Genomic DNA, 22058 nt, shown 5'->3' with positions numbered 1-22058 from the left:
TCCAGCTTTCTGTCTGCTAGCAGGGAGGGTTTCTTCCAGCCTGAGTGTACTGACGGGCTTGTTGGAAGTAGCGATCGCTCAATGTCATCACTCAGATACAATTTTTTATAACTGTTCGCCAAACATCCTTTTTTGTGCTTTCTCCATCAAATCGGAAACCACAATCAATAAAGTTGCCAAAATTTCAAGAATTGCCAATCCTAAAATTACTAATAATTTCAGGATTCCAAAAACTAATAGCCAAACTAGTCCAATAATTTTTGACTCAATTAACACAATTCTCAGAGCGCGTAAGACTATCCTAGCAATCCTAATCTTTTGACTTAGCTTCAAGCTTGAGGGTTGCGGATCTTGTTCTAGCAGATATTTCTTACTTTGTCTTACTATCGTATCAACTTCTGCCTCCGTAATTTCTACATTGCAGTATTGGTGTAACCAAGTAATCCCACAAATTCGCCCTAATAGGAAATCATGATCTCGATATCGTTTATCAAAAAAGCCACCAAACGCACCCAGAAAATCTGACGCGAGTAGTTCTGCGGCGCTTCCTTCTTGCAGAGAAGCTTTAATATTTTTGGGTAGATTATCGTAGATGGGTTTCAGTCTGCTTAGTGCATTACTTCCAGAATTAGCAATTTCACCGATAATTGCTGGAGTAATTGGACGAAGCTTTATGTGCCGATAAGGTATCGCTTCTTCTATAATTTCCTCAATTTGACTGATATCTCCAAGATTTTTCTTCTCAATTGCTTCTATTAATTTTTCCTTGGCTAAGACTAATTGATTTCGTTTTTGAATTTCTCTTAACCGGAGCGAGTCATGTTCTGCTTTTGGCAGCGTCAAGCCACTAAATCCAACTTCTAGTGTAGAAAATTCGCCTTGCGTTAGTTGTTTTGCACTATTCAAATTTTCTACGGGAACTGGACGGATATAAACGTGCAATCGTTCTGTATTAATTGATGGCTGTTGTGCCGTAAATTCCTCCTGAAACTGACTTGAACGCTCGTTGTTCTGTATTTGATTAGAGCGCAAATCATTTTCCAGTTCAATTCCTTTTAAGATGGGTAAACCATCTAGTATGCTTCCATCCGTATACAGAAATACTAAATGTGTATTATCTGCCTTGCTTTCACGTACAGCGCCTAGTCCTTCTTCCTTCAGTTCTTCTTTCTTGGGAGTTTTAAAGTAGTCACCACTCAGGTCTTTAAGATTGATACTACTAACATCAGAATGATCCCAAATGGGTGGAAAAGCAACCGGGAAAGCGCCGGAAGCGCGACCCCCCATTACTGCCTTGTCCCACATCTTATTCATGGTTTCTTGAGGAATCCCTGAATGAAACAAAAATTGACGACTTTCTGAATTAGTAATTGTTTCAATTTCTTGTTCCAAATGCCCTTGTGAATCTGTGAGATTTATTTCTTCAAGAATCCCTTGCAAGTTGGTAAGTGTCATTAAAAGCGCCAGAGGTTTCGTACTTTCTGTAATCTGGGGAGGCTTTATGACAAGTTCGGCAATTTTCTGGATTGCCTCACCAGAAAGAACGCTCAGGTTTGTTCTTTGGCGTTTGGCTTCGGGGGTAGACTCGGAGGAAGTAGAACGATGGAAAAACTTATAAATACCTTTTCTCAGTGGATTAGAACTCTTTTTGTATCTCTCTATTGTTGCTTCAAAGCTATCAGCAAAACTTTCTATGGTTCCTTGAAATCCATCTCTGAAGCTAGAGAGCATTACTGAAAAGCTATCTATTTTTTGAATATCGGCTTGTTGAACCCATGCTTGATATAAAGGGCTTTTATGCTCTTCTTCCGCAAATTTAAGCAGTTGATTAGATTGAAAAGGTGGATCTACCTTTCCTTGAAGTAAACAGTAGGCGGCGATGACTCCAGACATTGCCCCTGCTGAAGAGCCAGTAATGATATCAATAATAACTTTAGGTTCAGCCTTGACGGATTCTTTCGTCAATTCATAAAAAACTCCTGCCATATAAGCACCCAATGAAATGCCACCAGAGCAGTTGAGGGTGATGAGTTTGGGCGTTTGTGCAGATTGTGTTTCGGTTTTCATGACGATATCCTTGGGGGTGAAAATAACTTGGAATTAAGTTCAATTCAGCAGAATTCTGTTCTGAGGTAGTTGATAAAAGGGTGTTACTCGAACTTTCCGAAAAATTATCTACTTGACAACAGAAGGTGTAAAAGCTGGGTTCTAGTTGTGAATAGCATTGAGCAAACGGGGTGGTATCGCTAAGCTGGCGTTTTGAGCAAGCGTCTCGCTTCTCTGGCGACAGTCATTCCTATACATAGGCGGATGCTGCTCTAAGTAGCTGTTCGTTTCTACTACAACCTCACTATTTTATATGAACAGAGAATAATTAACACTTTTTAGGGAAACAATCACAAGCGTCTTCCCTTCTGCTTGTAACTTGATGCTGAGGCTACTTCCAGAACTAAGTAGGACAGCTGAATTAAACCCTGTCATCTTGTAGGTTGGGTTGAGGCAACGTTACCCAATCTTGACATAAGGTTTGATGGGTTTCGCTTCCGCTTACCTATCCTACAAATAATTAAGTCGGTCTACTTAAGAGCGATCCGCTCATCTAAGGCGAACAATCAAATGAGTTAGAGCGAGCGCTACTTTATCTAACAATTAAGAATAATTGAAGTTTTCGCTTTATTCTTTTTTACTAAAAAATGTAAATGTAAATTCATGAGTGAATCAATGATGGCATTTTAAAAGAAAGGCGTTTAGAATAAAAAAAGAATTCACCGATAAATTTTCTCCTTGCATTCAAGAACCTCTCCCCAATTAGTTTCAACTTAGCTAGGAATAAAGCTAAAGAAATAAATACTTTTAGTCATTGCTCAGACTGCATTGACTCCCTCAGCAGGGAAAAATAAATTCCAGAACTCAAAATTCGGGCAGCAGCTTGAGAGAAAGCCTTTTTTCCGCCTGAGCAACTCCTGCGCCCAATCGCCGCCCATCGGTAGCGATCGCTAACTATCTTCTAGTGTCTTCCTGGCAAAATACAATACACTCACAAACCAAACATCTTTGCAACAACCGATTTATACACGCTGAATCTATGCAGACATTAAACATTCCGATCAACATTCCCCAACCACCGACCTTTGCTTCTATCGAAGATGAACGCCGCGATCGCAAGCAACGCCTAGCCGCTGCATTTCGCCTATTTGCCCGCTTCGGCTTTGCTGAAGGTATCGCCGGTCACATCACCGCCCGCGACCCCGAACACCCAGATCGCTTTTGGGTCAATCCCTTCGGGATGCACTTCAGTCTCATCCGAGTCAGCGATCTGCTTCTAGTCAATGACCAAGGTGAGGTCGTTGAGGGGAACAAGCCTGTCAATCAGGCAGCCTTTGCCATCCACTCCCGCATCCACGCCGCCTGTCCCGACGTTGTAGCAGCCGCACACTCCCATTCAACCTACGGCAAAAGCTGGTCAAGCCTGGGTCGCCTTCTCGACCCCCTCACGCAAGATGCCTGTAGCTTCTACGAAGACCACGGGCTGTTCGATGACTACACGGGCGTCGTTCTCAAGCTAGAGGAGGGCAAGCGGATTGCCGAAGCTTTAGGCGACAAAAAAGCCCTCATCCTCCGCAACCACGGGCTGCTTACAGTGGGTCACTCAGTCGATGAAGCTGCCTGGTGGTTTATCACAATGGATCGCTCCTGTCAGGCACAGCTAATGGCAGAGGCAGCGGGTAAGCCTGTCCTGATCGACTCCGATATGGCTCGTTTGACATATCGCCAAGTGGGGTCGCACCACATGGGGTGGTTTAGCTTTCAACCACTCTACGACATGATTGTGCATCAACAACCCGATCTGCTGGAGTAAGTGTTTTCAAAAGTGTGGAAAGGTGAGGAAGCTTCTAACAAGGGCTGGAGTTAAAAACCAGCGTCTACCGATTGTATTTAAAGAAAAATGAGGGTAGATATATGACGAAATTAGAGCTGCCGAAAGGAAAGTTCAATAAGACTTTGAACTCCAACCTAGACTCACCTTTTTGCGAAAAAGATGGCTTGCTGGAGTTCAAGGCAGAATTAACCGCTCCTGAGTTTTTTAAACGCTGGTCATTTGTTACAAATGTGTATGGTGAACGAGTGCAAGTGGATCACTGTGTCCTGACCCTTCCTGATTTTCCACGTCTCGAAAATTATGCTGAAGCTTTGTGTCAATTGGGCGGTCGGATTGTGGAAGGACCAGGACTCTTTCCTCTCGAATTTTGTCCCAAAACCTATGTGCTTACCAACGATTTATGGTTGCATTTGTTGACAATATTGATGCCATCGGGTGGGTTGGTGGTTCTGGCTGCGCCCCACGCACCAGACGATCAACTTGACCGCTTCCTACATGAGCGGGGAAACGCTGGCGTCCACCATGTTGCGATTCGCGTTGACGATGTGCATAGTGCTGGTTTAGTTTGGCAGAAAAAAGGGTTTCATCCATTGTCTAGCGAACCGCTGAAGGGTGATTCCCTATGCCAATGGTTTTGGCAAAACTCGGCAGGACAAATTATCGAGCTGATTGGTCGTAGCCCTGAAAATAACGCAACTTTTTACTGCCAGAATATAGGGGGTCTTCGCCTCTCGGAGGTGACAGGGGTTCACTGAAAATGACTGTGTTTCAATAGACAGAGGAGCCGCTCTTAGAGTATGTTTGAAAAGTAGGGGATTTCGCATTCGGTAAACAAGCTATTGCACAAAATAGAAAATGTCGCCCGTAGGCGTAAGCCTTGCCGAAGGCTATGCTTCGCTCGTAAATAGCGATGGTGTCATAACCGACTTTTCTTCTCAAACATCTTCTTAGCGGCTCTCTTTCTACCTCCCCAAAAGCGATACATTAAGTTTAAATAGTCCCTCACGCTTGATAAGAGTTATGTATCAGGTACAATCTCCTGCTCAGCCAGAGGTCATCTACCCGGACAGCGACGGCAAACCTATGTCAGACAATACCAAGCAGTTTCGCTGGATTGTCGTCATCCAGCAGAATTTAGAATGGCTTTTTGCCAAGGAGCCAAATGTGTTTGTGGCTGGAGACTTACTTTGGTATCCAGTTGAAGGAAATAATAAGATTCGGAATGCTCCTGATGTTATGGTTGCTTTTGGTAGACCTAAAGAAGATCGGGGTTCTTACCAGCAATGGAAAGAGGAAAATATTGCGCCGCAGGTTGTATTTGAAATTCTTTCTCCTGGCAACACTCTGACCGAAATGAACAAAAAACAGGTCTTTTACGACCGCTACGGCGTAGAAGAATATTACCTGTACGACCCCGATAAAAACGATCTAAGTGGCTGGTTACGTTCTGGCGGTAGCGAAACAGTAGCGCCTTGGGCGCATCGCTTGGATGTGATTGACTCAATCGATAATTGGACGAGTCCCAGGCTAGGAATCCGCTTTGATGTGTCTGGAGAAGAGTTGCAGATTTATCGTCCTGATGGAGAGCGATTTGCTACTTATGTAGAGATTTCTCAACGGCTAGAGCAAGAACGGCAAAGGGCAGAACAAGCTGAACAACGTGCGGAACAAGCTGAGCAACGTGCAGCAAGGCTTGCAGAACGGCTAAGAGCGGCGGGGATCGATCCAGAGGCGTTTTAGAATTGATGATGGTGCGATCGCTATCTATATCTGGGAATCTGGGATGAAATCGGAGAAAAGCGACCTAAGCCCATAATTCCCCTATCCAATCATCCCCCGCTTCCCAATCCCGACAAGGTTCTTCTTTGGGGCCAGAAGGATGAACAGCGCAGATAATTTCGCACTGTCCGTAATAGAAACGGCATCTCCGACAGGTTTGGAGAGCTTCTATATGGACGGTTTCAATGACTCCACCCACCGAGGGGATCGTGTCTCGAAGTTCTTGCTGACAGGAAAGGGTTGGTAGCCACACGCCAATCGAGAGTTGGTCGTTGATTCCCTCCGGTTCCCCAAAAAAATTGTCGTTGATAGCACCCGGTACGCATTGGCAAGCCGTGATTCTACCTCCGACTCGACTGATAGCCTGACGAATGACCTTAAGAGTACACTTAGCTTCAACCGTAAAGTAACCGCAGATATCAATACGTTGCGTTCCCGCCGTGGCTACGAGAGTCAGACTGGTGCGAATAAATCCTGCTTGAATAACCAGCAATCTCAAGTGATGGTCGAGTTCTTGAAAAACCGGCTCAACCTCCGACATAATTTTGCTAGTTATTTCCTCAGTTAGACCAAGCGCTCTTTGTAACTGCTGCCAAAGTGCCTGTAGCGTCTTCAAAAGCCGTAATAATAGGGACTCTAGCTTTTGGTCAACCTGAATTGGATACTCTTTTATTACCTGGAATCCATTTTCTAAATGGTGGGCGGTTTCTTGAATAGTTGTTAGTCCCAACATCGCTGCTCCGCTTTTGATGGAATGAGCGGCGAAAAAGAGCTGATTAATTTCTTCTGGGTCTTTGATAGTGCTTGTTCCAGACAGCAAACCTTGCTCAATTGTCTGGATATATTCTTTCGTTCCCTCAATAAACAAGTGATTGAGGTGATTGTTGAGTTCCTCAAAAACTGGCTCAACTTTCGACATAATCTTGTGAGTCAGCTCATCATTCAGCCCAGAAGACCAAGAAAGCTGCTGCATCAGAGCTTTTAGGGTATCAAAAACCTGTTGTAAGAGTGACTCTAGCTTTTGATCGACCCTAATAGGACAAGCGTTGAAGACTTGGAAACATTTTTCTATGCGGTAAGCGGTTTTCTGAATGCTGAGGAATCCCAGCATTGCTGCACCGCCTTTGATACAATGAGCAGCCCGAAAAACCTCATTAATCTTTTCTGGGTCTTCAATGGTGCTTTGTAGATCCAGGAGACCTTGCTCAAGTGTATTGAGGTGGTCAATTGCCTCTTCAATAAAGTAGCCAATGATTCGCTGATGTTGTCCCGACATCATTCTCTTTTCTCCTTGTTTTCGCGTAGGGTATGTTCTACCGCAACGCGCTAGGCTTCGCTCAAGAGTAAACTCCGCACGGGTCGCGTAGCGTATGCGCTCTCTTCGCTGCTCTCCCCGGTTTTAGCACAGCTTGAGGCTGATTGAGGTTTTTTCAAGAATTGTTGCCAGCGATTCCCCGATCAATGTTTCTAAAGTTTCAATAATGCCGACTCCAGTTGTAAGCCACAAGCGATCGCCATTGCATAGCACCGATACGGCAATCTCGGCGCAAAAGTGCGAAAACTTCGTGAAAAATGAGCCAGCACAACTCCTTTATTGCTTATACCATTTCACTTTATGTCTGCAACAGATCGGTCTGCTGCCCCCTTGTTAAAAGGGTTGGGGGGATCGGATGTGTAGCATCAAAAAAGTGAATTGGTATTAGGGGGTTTTTAACATTTTCAGGACTTACGCAAAGCTTATACATATAGCGTTTTTTCGGGTTCAATCCCCCTGTGGTTGCCCTCAGATGTCGCGCAAGTTGCGTAAGTCCTAATTTTTATAAAAAAATGCTGCGTGCAACGAAACCCGCTGAGCAAGTAAAAATGTCCGACGACTCGCATTCGCGGCTAAACAAACAAAGCCTGCTCTCGTCAGGCTTCGTTCTTCTAGCCCCAGGCTTCTAGCCTGTGGGCGTATATTTGCTGGCATCGGGATGCTCCCATCAATCATTCTTTGTAAATAATCAAGCTCTTCCTGTTCACGCTTGCTTGTTGCCTTTGTTTTTTTGCCTTTTTCTGACTAACCAGAAAACAAAGGCGACAATAAGAGCAACAAACACAATTTTAGAAACAGGCCCAAGATACTCATCTACAAGCTCATAGTTTTCGCCCAGTGCGTATCCGGCATAAGTCAGCAAACCCACCCATAAAATAGTGCCAAGGGTTGAGTAGACTAAAAAAGGCACCAAGTGCATACCGCTGATGCCTGCCGGAAGCGAAATTAAAGTGCGAACTCCAGGCACCAAACGGCAGAAAAACACTGCTTTAGGGCCGTGTTTATCAAACCAATTATCTGCTTTTTCGATATCCTTGCCTGATAGCCCAATCCACATACCATACTTGTTAGCTAATCGCTTTAAGTTTTCCTCGCCTACGAGTTTACCCACGTAGTACCACGGCAATGCACCCAGCATCGTGCCGATCACCCCCGCCGCGATCGCTGGAAAAAATTGTATCTTGCTATTTGGTAGCGTTGATGCATACCCTGCCAAGGGCATAATCAGTTCGGAAGGGATGGGGGGAAACAGGTTTTCTAAAAACATCAGCAGTCCAATTCCCAAGTGACCGAGGGAATTCATGGTGTTCGTTATCCATTCCTGCATAAGTTAGTGTTGGGTATTAAGGGGTCAGTTATTTTAATTCAAAATTCCAATACTTCTAGCGATCGCGCTGTCTTAACATCACAATTAAACTGTTAAGTTTAGTTAACGACCTAAGTTTGCTTAACTTTATCAGGTTTTCGAGATTCTGAGAATTGATTTATCTGAATCTTCATCGTAAATTTGCAAATGTCCAATTTTTGCCGTAAAAATTTTATTGGCAATTTGAAGTAGCAATCCTCATTTTTACTTGCCCATTTTCACCAGAGATAGGTTTCAGTTTTCGGCAAGCTCAGTTTGACTGCATTAGGAATATTGTCAGGTATAAAAACTGTTAGGTAAACCTGCCGCTTCTCCTGGTCAATTCCCACAAATTAGGCTTTATTTGCAGAATTTTCGGTAACACAAACAAACCGGATAAGCGGCAATAGTTGTTACCGCATGATGACGAAGGGTGGGCAATGCCCACCCTTGCCGATTTAGGTTCCAGAAGTCCAAGAATTGATGTACTCAATTTGGTCGGGTGTCAAGCTATCAATTTGAACGCCCATTGCTTGCAACTTCAGCCGTGCAATTTCTTTGTCAACCTCGACTGGAATGGAGTGCAAACCGGGTTCCAGCTTGCCTTTGTTCTTAACAAGGTGTTCGCAAGCTAAAGCTTGGTTGGCAAAGCTCATATCCATCACTGCGCTGGGATGTCCTTCCGCAGCCGCCAGGTTAATTAAACGTCCTTCGCCCAGCACAATAACAGATTTACCATTCTGGAGGCGGTATTCTTGGGTGAAGTTCCGCGCTTGCTTAACTTCAGTCGCTTTGGCACCCAATGACTTTAGGTCAATTTCAATATCAAAGTGACCGGAGTTGCAAACCATTGCCCCGTCTTTCATCACATCGAAATGTTCGGCGCGAATGACGTGCTTGTTGCCGGTGACAGTAATAAACAAATCGCCTACAGGGGCGGCTTCTGACATTGGCAGCACTCGGAAGCCATCCATCACCGCTTCAATCGCTTTGGTGGGGTCAATTTCGGTGACAATCACGTTGGCACCCATTCCCCGCGCCCGGAGTGCCGTGCCTTTGCCGCACCAGCCATAACCGGCAACGACAATCGTTTTACCAGCTAGCAAGACGTTGGTGGCGCGAATAATGCCATCCAGGGTTGATTGCCCGGTGCCGTAGCGGTTATCAAAGAAGTGCTTGGTGTCGGCGTCGTTGACATTGATGGCGGGGAAAGTCAAAACACCATCTCTGAACATGGCGCGGAGGCGGACAATGCCCGTTGTGGTTTCTTCGGTGGTGCCAATCAAATCGGCAATCTGGTGTTGACGTTCCTGAATCAGGGTAGCGACCACATCGCTACCATCGTCGATGATGATGTTGGGTTTGTGGTCGAGGGCGATTCGCACGTGGCGGCTGTAAGTCTCGGCGTCTTCACCTTTGATGGCAAATACGGGGATGCCATGATCGGCGACGAGGCTGGCAGCCACGTCATCTTGAGTGGAGAGGGGGTTGCTGGCAATGAGGAGGGCGTCGGCACCCGCAGCTTTGAGGGCGATCGCCAAGTGCGCGGTTTCTGTCGTTACGTGGCAGCAGGCGATTAACCGGATACCGGCGAGGGGTTTTTCTTGGGCAAAGCGATCGCGAATTTGCCGCAACACGGGCATTTCTCGACCAGCCCATTCAATCCGTTGTCTACCTTGGGACGCGAGGGACAGGTCTTTAACTTCGTGTTTGGGCGGTGTAAAAGTTGCAGTCATGAGATTGCTTTCTCAACAAATATTAACTTGCAGGTTTTTACTAGGTTACTCGACCAGACCGCTAAAACGGTAGCCTCATTTTTTAGCCCCACGCCACCAGCTAGACAAAAGTTTGAGGCTGGGAGAAATCCGGAATCGAGTCAGAACCCTTACCCTGCCAAGTTGCTGCTTAACTTCTAGCTTTGGCGTGAAGTTAGTTGAGAAAGGGGTTGTTAGGCTGGGTGCGGGTTATTTGGACAAGCAAATGTACTTTACTCCAGCCGGAGATTTGGTTTAACCGTTCTCTCCCTGCAAAATCTCATCTGGATGGACACGAATCCAACTCGCCAATTCAGTACAAATGTACTATAATAAAAGGGTAGGCAAATTCAGTCCTTGCATTCGCTCTAACCCCAGATGGAGTCAAGTATTCAAGCCATGACCAAGCACTACATTCTCAGCCTGAATCCGACCGCTCAGCATGACTGGGATCGCTGCACTCTCAGAAACCCCATCACTGCTGAACGCCCAGACTTGGCGAGTTTGATTGCCGAAGCTGTGGGAGCGGATGCCGGTTCTTACCTGGTGGCTGTCCATGTTGAAGTCCAAGTTTTGGAAAAAGCACCAAATCTGCAACCAGAGCGCCACCTGGATGTGCCAGTGACGCCGAAACAGCTAAAGGAATTAGTCGCGTAGGGGCGGAATACCGAATTAATTTGGCATCCCAGCCATCGTTGTTGTAAACCCGCCCTCCGGTTTGAAGTTGGTATCCGGTGAGGCTGGGGCTACAAGAACGCCGCCTCCTTTGATCAAGGCTAGTACAGATTTTTCTACAGCTTCTCATCTCCGGACGACTGTAGGGACAAGGCAGCGCCGTGCCCTTACCGACGACAGGAACGAAGTCCGCTTTTGGCGGGCTAGTACAGATTTTTCTACAACGAGTATTCTTCAAGAAGAAGATGCAAATGAAACTGAGTCAATATCCATCTGCGATCGCTCAAGCTGCCCATACTGTAAATGAAGTGGATGCTCAGCTTGCCGCCGCTCATCTGGTGATTAACCGCATGGAAGGCAATGCTGATAAAACGGTGGCATTTGAGCAAGATTTGAAAAATGACAATCAACGCAAGGCGCGTCGCTTTGAATTACTGATGGTGAATTTGGAGTATCAGCAGGCGCTGAATACTATGATGCGCTTAAGTGCTGAAAAAGCGAATGCGGTGGCTCACCTGGAGTATCTCCGCAACCAGTTTAGCGTTGCCAAGCTGGAAACACGTCTGGCGATCGCTCGACAGCTTGCCGGTTCCGAAGCCTTAGAACTGGTGGGTGTCTAAGCGATAAAAGCTTCACCGATTACCAGAAGATGGGATAAATCGGTGTTTCTACAAACAAGCCGGGGTGGGCAATGCCCGCCCTTTTTTTGTCGCTCCACAATGGCAATGCTTTGGCACAATAGTTGTAATTGTCTATCAGAATTCCAAATAGGCTACCTTTAACAACAATCTCATGACTATCGTTACATCGGCAGAAATTGAAAATTTTCGCTCCGAATTGGCAGATTATCCAGACGCGCTGGCAGCTTTGGATGTAATCGAGGATTGTGAAGGAGATTTAGAAGATGCGGCGATGGTGCTGGCAATTCGAGTGGGGCAGCAACCAGAGATAGCTAACGCCGAATGGTTGCCTATTTTAACTAAAAAATGCCGCGCTGTTATCTGCCAAGAAGAATTTCGCGACGAGCTAGTCAAGGGAAAATTTGCCCACATGATGGGACATTTGGCAGCAACAAAACTTTGCCCAAGTCTTCTAGTAACGCCCGTTTTGATGTATGTGGCGCAGCAGGGTGTGGACAATTTTTGCGAACCTTTCGATCCGCTAACTTAGCCACACAAGTCTGTTTTTCAACGCCAAGAACGCCAAGGTACGCACAAGAAGGATTCCCTTAGCGTACCTTGGCGCTATCCTTAGCGTTCTTGGCGTTTAAATAAGAATCTAGCAATGCTGTTTAGGCTTGTGGGGAATCAGGAAATTGACGCGATCGCACTTCGCTACTATAATCCTGCACTGCCTGGGTAATCGTTTCTCGCAGATTGGCGTAAGATTTGGCAAAGGGCGGCTGTTGTTCGGATAGTCCTAGCAAATCGGCAGTGACGAGTACCTGTCCATCGCAATGCACCCCAGCACCAATTCCTATCGTAGGAATCGATAATTTTTGGGTAATCTGCAATCCTAAATCGGACGGGATATGCTCCAAAAGCACGGCAAAAGCACCTGCTTGTTCTAGCGCGATCGCTTCAAGTAAAATTTTCTGTGCCGCTTCTGGTGTTTTTCCCTGCTGTCGGTAGCCTAACTGATGTACCGATTGGGGAGTCAGACCAACATGACCCATCACCGGAATGCCTGCTTGCACGACTCTGGCAATCGTTTCCACCATTGCCGGATATCCTCCCTCCATTTTCACCGCCTGAGCGCCGGTTTCTTTTAATACTCTCCCGGCTGAGTGCATCGCTTGCTGGGGACTTTCTTGATAACTCAAGAATGGTAAATCGCACACGACTAACGCCTGTTTGACACCGCGACGCACCGATGAGGCATGGTGTAGGATTTCATCTAGCGTCACTGGCAGGGTTGTCTGATAACCGAGTGCTACCATCCCCAGAGAATCCCCCACCAGAATCACATCCACACCGGCGGCGTCTAAAAGTTGCGCGATCGCATAATCCCAAGCCGTCAACACTACAATGGGACGCCCCTGTTGTTTCCACTGGATTAATTGCTGGGTGGTGACTGCCATTTTTAGATGCGATGATAGAGAAGGTTGTTAGCGATTGGTAGGGATAGGCAGCGCCCACCCTACTTGTAAAAATTAACAACTATTTCAGCGCTCCGGTTTAATCGTTTGCACAAATCTTAGAAAATCGTCAGTTTCCCAGCCATCTTCAATATCTAGGGTCTGCACGTTAAAAACCCCTACAGAATTGTCAGTAAGTTCCACTTCCATTGGCACTGTTCTACCAAGACCATAGGCGCTCACTACCTGTTCTACCAGAGTACAAGGCATATTAAACGTACCCATATCGATTCTGCCGTTGTTAGCTCGGTAATCCCAAACGACTACCTTTTCAATTCCAGCAGAATAGGGTTGCTGACAGTAAAATCGATGACTCAAGGCAATCATCCGCGCCATGTGGACATCGTAGCGGCGCATCTCACCCCCGAAAGCAGAAACAGTTGTGTTTCGATCGGGTACTTCAAAGTAACCCAGTCGCACTTTAGCACTGGCATCGAGGGTATTTTCTAGGCGGATGGTATTGATCGGAATGTCTGCTGGACTAGCAGCTTGAGCGATCGCACACAAAGCAGTAGCAGCGATCGCTGTACTCGCAACGGTTTTGGCAATTTTTTTCAGCATGGAAGCGTCAATCTGTTAATGACTCAAACAACCTGTAACAGACTTCAACTTCCGGCTGACTTATTCCGTCAAACTAGAGCTTGACAAATTGTTCACTCTTCTGCCCGAACGAAAGCTAAGTGCGGTGTCACGCGCCCCGTGGTCAAGCTGATCCAAGCGAGTCCTTCACTGGTTCCCACCCACAACTTATCGGCGACATCCGTGGATAAAGAGAGAATCCGACTGGAAGGGAGGTCAGCAACTCGATCCAGCACCGCACCCGTCTGCGGATTCAATCTCAATAAACCATTCTCCGTCCCCACCCAAACGCTCCGATCTTGTGCAAAGCGCACAGCGGTAACATTGCGCCCCCGGAGTGGCGTCACCGACCGCAGCACGTCCCCGGTTTTAGGGTCAATCACTAGCAAACTGCTGGGCGTTCCCGCCCAAATCCTCCCCTGTGGATCTAGGGTCAGGGCTTGCACTGTGGTGCCGGGGACATTCTTCAGCCGCTTCATCACAAAGGCATTGGTGGTATTAATTCGCACTAACCCTTCTAGCGTTCCCACCCATAGCTGACCTTCTCGGTCGAGGGTGAGGGCATTCGCTGAGACTCCGGGAAGCTTTTGCACCGTTGTCATCAATAATCCCTGGTCGGGGCTGATCATGGCAAGACCGCGATCGCTCCCTACCCACAGATAACCCCGCTCGTCAATCAATAGCGACAACACCCGGTTAGACGGTAAGGTAAAGTTTTGCGCCGTCACTTCATTACTGCGGGGATCTACTCGCAGCAATCCTTCGTAGGTTCCCACCCAAACTCGTCCCACCCGGTCTTGCGCTAACGCGCCGATGGTGTAGTTGGGTAGAGCAATCCGAGCTAAAACGTTGCCTGTCTTCGGGTTGATCCGCGCTAAACTCTGCCAGGAACCGACCCAGAGACTGCCGGTATAACCCGGTTGCAAGGCGGTGACGCGATAATCTGCGGGTAGGGGGATGGCTTCTTGCCGTCGGCGTTCGGGGGGCAAGGGACGACCTCCAGGCGGCGGCGACGAGGGTGGATAGGTGCGGAGGTCATCTCCTCGGTCTATCTCCGTGGATTGTTGAGCCAGTACGCCACTACCACTGGTCTGCGGAGCTGATTGGATGATTCCCCAGACTGGTACGCTTAAAGAAAGCAGGGTAGCACTAATAAACAAACCGATACGCGCACTCAAGAATGCCATCGCTAATCTCCTTAGAAGAGGCTTTGCTAACGCGCCTCTGTTCATTTAGCTGAAATATAAGATTTTCCTACTACATTTAAGCCTGTGTTAGCGACAGATTGAAAAAGTAGAACTGAAGTAGCGATCGCGGATTCGCCTAACTTGAGTATATGTACTTAAAAAATTAATCACAAACGCCAAATGTTTTCAGTTTGCCATCGACAAAGTAGAAGGCATTGGAACAGTATGCAAGGGTGCCGATTTCTAAATATTGAGGCACACCCGCTGAATCAGTTGGCAGTGCTTTCCATAGTTCAATTGCTGCTTTTGCTTTAAAGATTTGCTGTTCAGATGTTCCATATTTCAAAGGAGAATATTCACGGGCGGCTGATCCTAGCTCTCCGGATGGTTTGAAGCTGATAGCTGTGTAAATAATGCCTTCTGAGGACTCCGGGAGATGGATGAAATCCTTGACCACGGCTGGGTCGAACTGTCCGCTAGTCTGGTTAATGGCGATCAAAAATCGGAAATTATTATTTTTAGGGTTGACTAACAACAGAGCGTAATCTTTCTGCCTGTCTTCGTTGAAGTCAGCGCTGAAAATGCTACAGGTGGTTCGCTGTCCGGGATTTTCCCGCTCGTAGGCACGAATTGAAGCCACAAAGTCAGATGCTTTCGCCAACCGATACTCACCCAAGCTGGCTTTGAGCGCTGCGGGTATTTCTCCTTGGCACTGAGGTTCTGGTAGCGCTGCCACGGGTGAGAAGGTTTTAGTACCGCTGGAAGCGGAGTTAGGGCGAGAGGGCGTCAAATCGGTCAACGTACTCACCGGCAGATGGTTGGATACAGCAATCGTACTACAAGCTGCCAGGATCAAGGATGCGGCTAGGAGAGAAACTCTTTTAAGCATTGCCAAGGAAAAACAACGACCCTATAACATTCGGCGGGCGATCGCTATTTTCAGGGTATTTTTATCCACTTACTAATTGCTTACAAAAGTCAAGTCTTCCTTTGTAACAAAATATTTAGATTTATATGCAATAAGTAAAGCTTATGTTTACAAATAGAAGATTGTAATTTCAACTTATTGGCTTGCTGGTATAGTTAAAAATTAATAAAGAAAAAAGTACGGGATCGCTTAAACCCGGAACAACATTCAGGATTTCCTCAGGAAGGAAGAAATGTCTTACTCTCAAACCAAAACTCAGACAAAATCTGGCTATCAAGCCGGAGTTAAAGATTACAAACTGACCTACTACACCCCGGATTACACCCCCAAAGATACCGATATTTTGGCGGCTTTCCGGGTCACGCCTCAGCCTGGAGTTCCTCCTGAAGAAGCGGGTGCTGCTGTAGCTGCGGAATCTTCCACAGGTACCTGGACAACCGTGTGGACAGACCTATTGACCGACCTAGACCGTTACAAGGGTCGTTGCTACAACATCGAGCCAGTCGCCGGAGAAGACAACCAGTATATTTGCTATGTTGCCTATCCCATAGATTTGTTTGAAGAAGGCTCTGTCACCAATATGCTCACCTCCATCGTGGGGAACGTGTTTGGTTTCAAAGCTTTGCGTGCCCTGCGTCTGGAAGACTTGCGGGTTCCGGTTGCTTACCTGAAGACTTTCCAAGGTCCTCCCCACGGAATTACCGTTGAGCGCGACAAACTCAACAAGTACGGTCGTCCTCTATTGGGTTGCACGATTAAGCCCAAGCTGGGTTTGTCTGCTAAGAACTACGGTCGTGCCGTTTACGAGTGTCTGCGCGGCGGTCTAGACTTCACCAAAGACGACGAAAACATCAACTCCCAGCCATTCATGCGCTGGCGCGATCGCTTCCTGTTCGTTCAAGAAGCTATCGAGAAAGCTCAAGCTGAAACAGGTGAAATCAAGGGACACTACCTCAACGTCACCGCCCCCACCTGCGAAGAAATGATGGAACGTGCTGAGTTCGCAAAGGAACTGGGTACACCCATCGTCATGCACGACTACCTGACTGGTGGCTTCACCGCTAACACCACCCTCGCTAAATGGTGCCGTCGCAACGGTTTGCTGCTGCACATCCACCGCGCTATGCACGCCGTGATTGACCGTCAAAAGAACCACGGTATTCACTTCCGCGTTCTCGCCAAGTGTCTGCGGATGTCTGGTGGCGATCACCTGCACTCCGGTACCGTCGTTGGTAAACTGGAAGGCGAAAAAGGCATCACGATGGGCTTTGTTGACCTGATGCGCGAAGACCACATTGAAGAAGACCGCTCTCGCGGTATCTTCTTCACCCAAGACTGGGCTTCTATGCCTGGTGTGATGCCCGTGGCTTCCGGTGGTATCCATATTTGGCACATGCCAGCTCTGGTGGAAATCTTTGGTGATGACTCCTGCTTGCAGTTCGGTGGTGGAACCCTCGGTCACCCCTGGGGTAACGCACCTGGTGCAACCGCCAACCGTGTCGCCCTTGAAGCTTGTGTCCAAGCTCGTAACGAAGGTCGCAACCTGATGCGCGAAGGCGGCGACGTGATCCGCGAAGCTTGTAAGTGGAGTCCTGAGTTGGCTGTTGCCTGCGAACTTTGGAAGGAAATCAAGTTTGAGTTTGAGGCGATGGATACTCTGTAATTAGATTGCGGAGTAGTGAATGTTGAGTGCTGAGTTAAACTTAAACAAACTCAACACTCAACACTCAAAATTCAGAACTCTTTAGGTCTGGGGTCAAAAATGGATCTCAAGCAAATTGCCAAAGACACTGCTAAGACACTGATCAGCTACCTGACTTATCAGGCAGTGAAAAATATCGTGGCTCAGTTGAGCGAGACAAATCCTCCTTTGGCAATTTGGCTGAGTAACTTTTCCAAAACGGGCATCATCCAAGATGGAGAAGCTTACGTCAAGGAATTACTCAAAGAAAATCCAGAGTTAGCGCTTCGGATTATGACTGTGCGCCAGCATCTTGCAGACGAAGTAGCAGACTTTTTACCTGAGATGACTCGCACTGGCATTGAGCAAGCCAATATCACATATCGGCGTCAACATCTGGAGCGAATTACGCAACTTACTTTACCTGACCCCAGCCTCCAGCCGGAACAACAAACTGAATCACCAGGCGAGTCTGGATAACCTCGACCGTCACCTGACAGAACTCTTCAACTTTGGACGTTAGACCGCATCAAGCGTCCGCTTAGCAGACATACTTACAAGGAAGACCACACAACTATGAAAACTCTACCTAAAGAGATTCGTTTCGAGACCCTATCCTATTTGCCACCGCTCACCGACGCGCAAATAAACAAGCAAATCCAATACATCCTCGACCAAGGCTATATTGCAGGGGTTGAATTCAGCGAGAGTTCTGCACCGGAACAGCACTACTGGACACTGTGGAAACTGCCTCTGTTCAATGCTACGACAACGCAAGAAGTTCTCAATGAAATCAAAGCTTGCCGTTCTGAGAACCCCAGCGCCTATGTCCGAGTCATGGGCTTTGATAACATCAAGCAGTGCCAAGTTCTCAGCTTCATCGTTGGGAAGCCAAACCAAAGAGGTTACTAAACCTTAATCAGTTAGGTGGGCACTGCCTAACCGACTCATCGATAACTCGTGCAAAATTGGAGAGGCAGAGCAATCTACCTCTCCAATTTGTTTGTTTGATGCCTAGCAATCGGAGCATTCACTTTAACAGACTATGACCTACTACATTTCTCCCCGTTTTTTAGACAAGCTGGCGGTTCATATCACCAAAAATTTTCTTGACCTCCCTGGAGTACGAGTTCCTCTGATTCTGGGAATTCACGGACGGAAGGGAGAGGGAAAATCTTTTCAATGTGAATTAGTATTTGAGCGGATGGGCATTGAACCCATCCATATGTCGGCAGGGGAACTGGAAAGTCCAGATGCAGGAGATCCAGGGCGTTTGATCCGCTTGCGCTATCGGGAAGCCGCAGACTTGATCAAGGTGCGCGGCAAGATGTGTGTGCTGATGATCAATGATTTGGATGCTGGGGCAGGGCGCTTCGATCAAGGCACCCAATACACGGTGAATACTCAGCTGGTGAATGGGACGCTGATGAATATTGCCGATAAACCAACAGATGTGCAACTTCCTGGCAGTTATGATTCAACGCCCCTACCCAGAGTGCCGATTATTGTCACTGGAAATGACTTCGCCACGCTGTATGCGCCGTTGATTCGGGATGGTCGGATGGAGAAGTTCCACTGGCAACCCGATAGAGATGACAAGATTGGCATCGTCGAAGGCATTTTTGAGACAGATGGACTGTCTCGCAGCCAGATTGAACAGTTAGTCGATTGCTTTCCCGATCAAGCGATTGATTTCTTTGGTGCAGTGCGATCGCGCATTTATGATGAACAAATCCGCTTTTTCATCCACGAAATCGGGATTAACCGAGTTTCTACTAGGGTGGTCAACAGTGTTGAAGGACCACCAGTGTTTAAAAAGCCTGATTTCACCTTTTCTCGCTTGATCGAGTTTGGCAACCTGATGGTCCAAGAACAGCAGCGAGTTCAGAATTCACGGTTGGTACAAGAGTACAATACAGGGCGACGCTCCGTGACTCAAGAAGCTGGGGACGTGGCTCGGATGCCATCTATGCCCAAGGAAAATCGGAAGACAGTTGTCCGAAATGAGCTGGCGAATGAGCCATCCCACTCTGATGAGTCTCTTCAAGGCAATGGTCACAGCAGCAACGCTCAGGTAAATAGTGCCCGAATTAGTCCAGAGGTGCAGCAACAGATCCGCGATCTCCTCGCCAAAGGATATCGCATTGGTATGGAACACGCAAATGCACGTCGGTTCCGTAGCCAATCCTGGCAAAGCGGCGATCCCATTCAGACAACAGATGCATCGGAAGCGATCGCTGCTTTGGAAGCCTGCTTGAGCGAGCATAATGGGGAGTACGTGCGCCTAATTGGCATTGACCCCAAAGCCAAGCGGCGCGTTGCAGAAACGATTATCCAACGACCGAATAGTTAAGCGCTAATCGTAGATGATTGACTGCAAGCGATCGCCCCAAAAGAGCGATCGCTTTTTGTTTATCCTGGCGAATCGACGATTCAATAAGAGCGAAATGGGAACAAAAGTCTGTTTATTTCGTCGCTCTTGGCGGCTATGGATTTACAACAACGAAGTGAGCGATCGCGATTAAAATATAGAGGCTCATCTAAATCACAAAATCAATCCAATTTCTGTAAAGTTTAGGTAAAGTTGCACAATTTTTGGGCAATTTTTTTATGAAGTTTTCATGGCTGAGATAGCGATCGCTTTATTACTTTAGTTGTTACCGTTGGTTAGCGATCGCTATCTCATAATCAATCGCTCAAACAAGCTGCCTGTGCATCTTTCGACACGTCTTTGGTTCGCTATATTTGCACTTTGGATAAAAAAATCATGCAGTCCATAATCATCCTCTGGACTGATGTGTAGCTATGTGAAGCCTCTTACGATGAGATGACACTAAAAGTCTATTTACCGATACCTTGAACCGAATAATTTTATCGAAATCAGGCTGTTCTTCAATACGAGCAACTAAGCTTTTTCAGGGTGTTTCTAATTGCAAAGAGCGAATGGGTGGCGAAAAACAAATTTTTGATTGAACAGAAAAACCTGCTATGTTGCGATCGCTATTGCCAACTAAAGAGCTTTTTAGAAAGCTCAAACCAGCTCTTAAAATTGCATTGTGTTTGTTGTATAGAAACTGAAAACGTCAAAGCGTTTAATCCCGATTCCTTCACGAGAGGGATGATAACCAACTCCTGAAAAGTAGCGAAGTGAAGGCTGTGTATGCTCTACTAAGCGAAGGTTATACAAAATTTAGTCAAGATTGCCGTTTAGTCCTTGAGGCAGCTATTCAAAAAGACTACGATCGCAATAACCCTAGTGTAAGCCTAATTCTTTGACTATGAAACGCCCGATTACCTCTCCTAATGAAGATTTGGCTATTACTGATGCAAGCATTTCTAAATCTTCCTCAAAGTCAGCACGGTCTCAAGGAAATTGGATGCGTTACTTAGTCCTAGGACTATTAACTAATGCAGCTATTTGGGGAGCCGCTTTATATTATATAAAAGTTACAAAACCGAATTACAGCAGCGAGTTGGCTCTTACTTTACCCTCAACAGGTTCAGCCAGTAACATTAACCTGCCAGGAATTGGACAAGCCTCCTCTAAAAGCGACTCTCCGTACATGAGTACGAATCAAGATCCCAGAGAAAACTATAAATTTCTGGCTCTCAGTAAGCCAGTATTGGAAACTGCTGCTAATAAGCTCAATATGCCCTTGCAAGATTTTGGTAAACCCAGGGCTAAAGTATTAGACAACACCACGCTAATGACCTTTGAGTTTGAAGGAACGACTCCCGAAGAAGCTTATAAAAAATCTTTAGCTCTCTACGAAGCATTGCAAGCAAAAATCAATGAACTGAGAATTAAAGAAACCGCTCAGCAGGATAAAACGCTACAATCCACGCTTGGGGAATCCCAAAAAAAATTGAAAGCAGCGCAAACACGGCTGTCTGAGTACAAAGCCCGTTCGGGTTTAACTTCTACGGATCAACTTACTAACCTTTCACAAAATATTGAACAGCTACGCCGACAGCGGGCTGAAGTATTAGCTAAACAGCAAGATGCGAATGCCCGTTTTCAAGGGCTATCTAGTAACTTAGATTTATCGCCTAAACAAGCTTCAGATGCTTTTGTTCTTCAAGCTGACTCGCTATTTCAACAATACTTACAAGACTACAGTGAAGCGAATAGCCTCTTCGTTGCTTTGCAGTCCAAGTTTTTACCGGATCATCCTGCTTTAATTCAGCAGCAGGCCAAACTAGATGCCGCTCAAGCTGCTTTACTGAGGCAGGGTCAATCTCTTTTAAAGCGACCCGTGACGATAGCAAGCCTAGAGGAACTCAACCTGAGCAAAAGTGGTGGATCTGGAACCTCGCGGGATGCTCTTTTCTTAGAGTTAGTGACAGTGCAGACAGAAGCACAAGGACTCCAAGCAGAAGCGCGATCGCTAAACCAACAACTCGATCTACTTGAGGGTAGGCTGAAGTCACTGGCACAGCAAGAGGTTTCGTTAGCAGACCTGATGCGGGATGTGCAAATTGCCGAAGCAGTTTTTTCTTCTACTTTAGCTAGATTGGATTTGAGCAAGTCAAATGTATCTTCCTCTTATCCTCAAATTCAAATCTTCACAGAGCCTACGATTCCGACTGCTGCTAGTGCCCCAAATAAGAAATTGGTTCTGCTAGGTGCAGCCTTAGGTTCCTTGTTTTGTACCAATGGACTGCTGTTACTGTGGCTACGCGATCGCAAAATTTCCAGGTCTTCTGCCCTAGTTAAACATACTTACTTGGAAACCAGCCCGTAATTGGCAGAAATCGATTCAGTTTTCCGGAGATAAACCGCAGCAACAATATTGTT

Annotated in this window: 20 protein-coding genes; 12 read left to right on the top strand and 8 right to left on the bottom strand. The window is 46.7% G+C overall.

Annotated elements, in window-relative coordinates:
* Positions 1 to 105: 105 nt before the first annotated feature.
* A complete protein-coding gene (locus ACFW2W_RS08650; protein ID WP_378176071.1) occupies positions 106 to 2067 on the bottom strand; it encodes a patatin-like phospholipase family protein in 1962 nt (653 codons plus the stop codon).
* A 1018-nt stretch (positions 2068 to 3085) separates the two neighbouring features.
* Between ACFW2W_RS08650 and ACFW2W_RS08645 the strand changes: the two genes are divergently transcribed.
* From ACFW2W_RS08645 to ACFW2W_RS08635, 3 genes are all read left to right on the top strand, one after another.
* Complete coding sequence (locus tag ACFW2W_RS08645) at positions 3086 to 3859, top strand: class II aldolase/adducin family protein (RefSeq protein ID WP_378176068.1); 774 nt, start codon at positions 3086 to 3088, stop codon at positions 3857 to 3859.
* 101 nt (positions 3860 to 3960) lie between these two features.
* On the top strand, positions 3961 to 4635 hold the full coding sequence (locus ACFW2W_RS08640; RefSeq protein WP_378176065.1) for a hypothetical protein: 675 nt from the start codon (positions 3961 to 3963) through the stop codon (positions 4633 to 4635).
* 265 nt (positions 4636 to 4900) lie between these two features.
* A complete protein-coding gene (locus ACFW2W_RS08635; RefSeq protein ID WP_378176062.1) occupies positions 4901 to 5620 on the top strand; it encodes a Uma2 family endonuclease in 720 nt (239 codons plus the stop codon).
* 64 nt (positions 5621 to 5684) lie between these two features.
* Here ACFW2W_RS08635 and ACFW2W_RS08630 read toward each other — a convergent pair whose 3' ends face one another.
* From ACFW2W_RS08630 to ahcY, 3 genes are all read right to left on the bottom strand, one after another.
* The gene (locus ACFW2W_RS08630) at positions 5685 to 6938 is read right to left on the bottom strand and encodes an Hpt domain-containing protein (RefSeq protein WP_378176059.1); all 1254 of its coding nucleotides are present in this window, start codon (positions 6936 to 6938) and stop codon (positions 5685 to 5687) included.
* A gap of 739 nt (positions 6939 to 7677) precedes the next feature.
* Positions 7678 to 8301, bottom strand: coding sequence for a DedA family protein (locus ACFW2W_RS08625; RefSeq protein WP_378176056.1), 624 nt, complete (start codon positions 8299 to 8301; stop codon positions 7678 to 7680).
* Between the two features lie 476 nt (positions 8302 to 8777).
* On the bottom strand, positions 8778 to 10055 hold the full coding sequence (ahcY, locus tag ACFW2W_RS08620) for an adenosylhomocysteinase (protein WP_378176053.1): 1278 nt from the start codon (positions 10053 to 10055) through the stop codon (positions 8778 to 8780).
* 417 nt (positions 10056 to 10472) lie between these two features.
* Here ahcY and ACFW2W_RS08615 point away from each other — a divergent pair, with 417 nt between their 5' ends.
* From ACFW2W_RS08615 to ACFW2W_RS08605, 3 genes are all read left to right on the top strand, one after another.
* Complete coding sequence (locus ACFW2W_RS08615) at positions 10473 to 10730, top strand: hypothetical protein (RefSeq protein WP_378176351.1); 258 nt, start codon at positions 10473 to 10475, stop codon at positions 10728 to 10730.
* A gap of 269 nt (positions 10731 to 10999) precedes the next feature.
* Positions 11000 to 11368 (top strand): hypothetical protein, encoded by a 369-nt coding sequence (locus ACFW2W_RS08610; protein ID WP_190814945.1) that lies wholly within the window; start codon positions 11000 to 11002, stop codon positions 11366 to 11368.
* A gap of 172 nt (positions 11369 to 11540) precedes the next feature.
* Complete coding sequence (locus ACFW2W_RS08605; RefSeq protein ID WP_378176050.1) at positions 11541 to 11918, top strand: hypothetical protein; 378 nt, start codon at positions 11541 to 11543, stop codon at positions 11916 to 11918.
* A gap of 121 nt (positions 11919 to 12039) precedes the next feature.
* Here the strand turns inward: ACFW2W_RS08605 and panB are convergent, their stop codons facing one another.
* From panB to ACFW2W_RS08585, 4 genes are all read right to left on the bottom strand, one after another.
* Positions 12040 to 12828, bottom strand: coding sequence for a 3-methyl-2-oxobutanoate hydroxymethyltransferase (panB, locus tag ACFW2W_RS08600; RefSeq protein ID WP_378176047.1), 789 nt, complete (start codon positions 12826 to 12828; stop codon positions 12040 to 12042).
* Positions 12829 to 12912: 84 nt separating this feature from the next.
* The gene (locus tag ACFW2W_RS08595) at positions 12913 to 13446 is read right to left on the bottom strand and encodes a hypothetical protein (RefSeq protein WP_378176045.1); all 534 of its coding nucleotides are present in this window, start codon (positions 13444 to 13446) and stop codon (positions 12913 to 12915) included.
* A 92-nt stretch (positions 13447 to 13538) separates the two neighbouring features.
* Entirely contained in the window at positions 13539 to 14651 is a 1113-nt protein-coding gene (locus tag ACFW2W_RS08590) for a two-component regulator propeller domain-containing protein (RefSeq protein ID WP_378176042.1), read from the bottom strand.
* Positions 14652 to 14814: 163 nt separating this feature from the next.
* The gene (locus tag ACFW2W_RS08585; protein WP_378176039.1) at positions 14815 to 15540 is read right to left on the bottom strand and encodes a hypothetical protein; all 726 of its coding nucleotides are present in this window, start codon (positions 15538 to 15540) and stop codon (positions 14815 to 14817) included.
* Positions 15541 to 15811: 271 nt separating this feature from the next.
* Between ACFW2W_RS08585 and ACFW2W_RS08580 the strand changes: the two genes are divergently transcribed.
* The 6 genes from ACFW2W_RS08580 to ACFW2W_RS08555 all read left to right on the top strand — a co-directional run bounded on the left by ACFW2W_RS08580 (position 15812) and on the right by ACFW2W_RS08555 (position 22005).
* A complete protein-coding gene (locus tag ACFW2W_RS08580) occupies positions 15812 to 17242 on the top strand; it encodes a form I ribulose bisphosphate carboxylase large subunit (protein ID WP_378176036.1) in 1431 nt (476 codons plus the stop codon).
* Positions 17243 to 17341: 99 nt separating this feature from the next.
* Positions 17342 to 17740: a RuBisCO chaperone RbcX gene (gene rcbX / locus ACFW2W_RS08575; protein WP_378176033.1), complete on the top strand. Its 399-nt coding sequence runs from the start codon at positions 17342 to 17344 to the stop codon at positions 17738 to 17740.
* Positions 17741 to 17836: 96 nt separating this feature from the next.
* Positions 17837 to 18172: a ribulose bisphosphate carboxylase small subunit gene (locus ACFW2W_RS08570; RefSeq protein ID WP_378176030.1), complete on the top strand. Its 336-nt coding sequence runs from the start codon at positions 17837 to 17839 to the stop codon at positions 18170 to 18172.
* A 133-nt stretch (positions 18173 to 18305) separates the two neighbouring features.
* Positions 18306 to 19613 (top strand): ribulose bisphosphate carboxylase small subunit, encoded by a 1308-nt coding sequence (locus ACFW2W_RS08565; RefSeq protein ID WP_378176027.1) that lies wholly within the window; start codon positions 18306 to 18308, stop codon positions 19611 to 19613.
* A 13-nt stretch (positions 19614 to 19626) separates the two neighbouring features.
* Entirely contained in the window at positions 19627 to 19785 is a 159-nt protein-coding gene (locus ACFW2W_RS08560; RefSeq protein WP_378176024.1) for a hypothetical protein, read from the top strand.
* A 753-nt stretch (positions 19786 to 20538) separates the two neighbouring features.
* A complete protein-coding gene (locus ACFW2W_RS08555) occupies positions 20539 to 22005 on the top strand; it encodes a GumC family protein (RefSeq protein WP_378176348.1) in 1467 nt (488 codons plus the stop codon).
* Positions 22006 to 22058 lie beyond the last annotated feature (53 nt).

This window comes from Coleofasciculus sp. H7-2, assembly GCF_042747725.1.
In the GTDB taxonomy this organism is placed as follows: Bacteria; Cyanobacteriota; Cyanobacteriia; order Cyanobacteriales; family FACHB-T130; genus FACHB-T130.
Note: the sequence above shows the minus strand (reverse complement) of the source record. Positions and strands in the feature narration are given on the sequence as shown.

Coding starts and splice junctions, on each gene's coding strand:
- ACFW2W_RS08560 (WP_378176024.1), top strand. CDS start 19,627: ATGATTGACTGCAAGCGATCGCCCCAAAAGAGCGATCGCTTTTTGTTT.
- ACFW2W_RS08590 (WP_378176042.1), bottom strand. CDS start 14,651: ATGGCATTCTTGAGTGCGCGTATCGGTTTGTTTATTAGTGCTACCCTG.
- ACFW2W_RS08625 (WP_378176056.1), bottom strand. CDS start 8,301: ATGCAGGAATGGATAACGAACACCATGAATTCCCTCGGTCACTTGGGA.
- ACFW2W_RS08640 (WP_378176065.1), top strand. CDS start 3,961: ATGACGAAATTAGAGCTGCCGAAAGGAAAGTTCAATAAGACTTTGAAC.
- panB (WP_378176047.1), bottom strand. CDS start 12,828: ATGGCAGTCACCACCCAGCAATTAATCCAGTGGAAACAACAGGGGCGT.
- ACFW2W_RS08635 (WP_378176062.1), top strand. CDS start 4,901: ATGTATCAGGTACAATCTCCTGCTCAGCCAGAGGTCATCTACCCGGAC.
- ACFW2W_RS08610 (WP_190814945.1), top strand. CDS start 11,000: ATGAAACTGAGTCAATATCCATCTGCGATCGCTCAAGCTGCCCATACT.
- ACFW2W_RS08645 (WP_378176068.1), top strand. CDS start 3,086: ATGCAGACATTAAACATTCCGATCAACATTCCCCAACCACCGACCTTT.
- ACFW2W_RS08630 (WP_378176059.1), bottom strand. CDS start 6,938: ATGATGTCGGGACAACATCAGCGAATCATTGGCTACTTTATTGAAGAG.
- ACFW2W_RS08595 (WP_378176045.1), bottom strand. CDS start 13,446: ATGCTGAAAAAAATTGCCAAAACCGTTGCGAGTACAGCGATCGCTGCT.
- rcbX (WP_378176033.1), top strand. CDS start 17,342: ATGGATCTCAAGCAAATTGCCAAAGACACTGCTAAGACACTGATCAGC.
- ACFW2W_RS08605 (WP_378176050.1), top strand. CDS start 11,541: ATGACTATCGTTACATCGGCAGAAATTGAAAATTTTCGCTCCGAATTG.
- ACFW2W_RS08570 (WP_378176030.1), top strand. CDS start 17,837: ATGAAAACTCTACCTAAAGAGATTCGTTTCGAGACCCTATCCTATTTG.
- ACFW2W_RS08555 (WP_378176348.1), top strand. CDS start 20,539: ATGAAACGCCCGATTACCTCTCCTAATGAAGATTTGGCTATTACTGAT.
- ACFW2W_RS08650 (WP_378176071.1), bottom strand. CDS start 2,067: ATGAAAACCGAAACACAATCTGCACAAACGCCCAAACTCATCACCCTC.
- ACFW2W_RS08580 (WP_378176036.1), top strand. CDS start 15,812: ATGTCTTACTCTCAAACCAAAACTCAGACAAAATCTGGCTATCAAGCC.
- ahcY (WP_378176053.1), bottom strand. CDS start 10,055: ATGACTGCAACTTTTACACCGCCCAAACACGAAGTTAAAGACCTGTCC.
- ACFW2W_RS08615 (WP_378176351.1), top strand. CDS start 10,473: ATGACCAAGCACTACATTCTCAGCCTGAATCCGACCGCTCAGCATGAC.
- ACFW2W_RS08565 (WP_378176027.1), top strand. CDS start 18,306: ATGACCTACTACATTTCTCCCCGTTTTTTAGACAAGCTGGCGGTTCAT.
- ACFW2W_RS08585 (WP_378176039.1), bottom strand. CDS start 15,540: ATGCTTAAAAGAGTTTCTCTCCTAGCCGCATCCTTGATCCTGGCAGCT.